The organism is Vibrio sp. Vb1574, from assembly GCF_033338675.1.
In genome coordinates, this window is the sequence record NZ_JAWOTC010000350.1 from 1 (window position 1) to 1,148 (window position 1,148).

Genomic DNA, 1,148 nt, shown 5'->3' on the forward strand with positions numbered 1-1,148 from the left:
AACTTCATTACTCTCTGCATCTTGGTACTGAGGAGATAATTGATACTCGTACTCTGTTGGAAGGAGACGTTTAGGTTCCATGGTTGATTTGAACAGATTTACAATGGGAACACAGCCAACCATGACACTTTCCTCGTCTACTTGCTTTGGTAGCCAGTCATCGCTTGTATCGAAGTAAAAACAAATCTCGACCTGCCCTTGAATCTCTAACTTATCTAAGCCGAGCTCAATCAAGTCAAAGAACATGAATTTTTCTGGGAAATGAAGGTACTCGACCAATAAACGAGATCCCGAAAAACTTCTCTTTCTGTAAGGGACGACTTGTTCCTCGTCCCCAAAACCAACCGATTGAAGATGCCTCTTAGTTAGAGGCATGATTTCTTTACCATCCAATACGATTGAAAGACCAATCAAACTTTGGAATAACATTTGATATAGCTTGAGTGTTAATTGCGTCTGTCCATTTAAGTACAAACGCAAACAATCGATACCCATAGAATTGATAGAGGACTCTGAATCATGAGCACTCAGCTGACACCTTAGTACAGAGTGCGCATTGTGCTCCCACTTAGAGCCAGTAGGCTTGAAAGGCGCGTTCTCAAATGAACCAGAGATAATATCGAGTGGATACATTGTTGTCGGGTAACCCGTTCGAAACTGGCAATCTTGATATCCAGGGGCACTAACTTCGACTCTTTCACCCACAGGAATAGCAAATGAACTAGTGGTTGACTCTGAACAGTTCAATTTGATCACTGACATCGAAGGAATTGGCGCATGAAAGTCCGGATATAGCTGTCCCATCAGTGATTCCGTAAACTGTGGGTAACTGTTATCCAGACTTTGTCTTATCCGAGCGGTTAAAAAAGCACAACCTTCCAACAGACGTTCAACATGTGGGTCTTCAACTTGTTCTTCGCTGATACGTAACCTAGCCGCAATTTTAGGATATTGCTCGCCAAACTCTTGTCCTTTGTGTCGCAGATAGGCCAATTCACGATTGTAATATTTTAGAAACTCTTCACTCATTTCGCTCGACTCAACTTCATTCCTAAGTTCACTGGCTCGACTTCCGAATTGAATTTCAACTCGTGGATGTCATTATCAATCAAACAAGTTGCGCTAATTTCTAACCGTAAGGTTCGCTC

The 1,148-nt window shown here is 42.2% G+C and carries 1 protein-coding gene and 1 pseudogene; both read right to left on the reverse strand.

Annotated features, from left to right (window positions below; genetic code table 11):
• The coding region (tssF, locus tag R7O12_RS26110) for a type VI secretion system baseplate subunit TssF (RefSeq protein WP_318126959.1) at positions 1 to 1,029 on the reverse strand (1,029 nt) is incomplete at its 3' end.
• A pseudogene (locus R7O12_RS26115) lies at positions 1,026 to 1,148 on the reverse strand (type VI secretion system baseplate subunit TssE); the annotation flags it as partial. The gene tssF and the pseudogene R7O12_RS26115, both read right to left, overlap by 4 nt.